Here is a 223-nt window from a genome sequence, read left to right as displayed (position 1 = left end):
GAATTGAGTTCCGTCGTAATAAACGTTACCTCCTACATAAGTATTGGTCAAGTTTTCGATCAATTGCTCCAATACCGTAGTATTGGTGATGATGTCCGTAAAGTTGTTGATTACATCAGCCGGTACGTCAATCGTAGTTACAGTTCCGTTTTCAGAAGTATAAGTATAAGTACCGTCTAGATTGTTTACCAAAGTAGTGATGGTTTCTGCTCCGGCAGCTACC

At 40.4% G+C, this 223-nt stretch carries 1 pseudogene; it reads right to left on the bottom strand.

Annotated elements, in window-relative coordinates:
* Positions 1 to 223: pseudogene (locus KO524_RS15340) on the bottom strand (hypothetical protein); the annotation flags it as partial.

Source organism: Flavobacterium sp. NKUCC04_CG (genome assembly GCF_019345525.1).
GTDB lineage: Bacteria > Bacteroidota > Bacteroidia > Flavobacteriales > Flavobacteriaceae > Flavobacterium.
The sequence above is the reverse complement of the archived record's forward strand: the minus strand, read 5'-3'. Positions and strand labels throughout refer to the sequence as shown.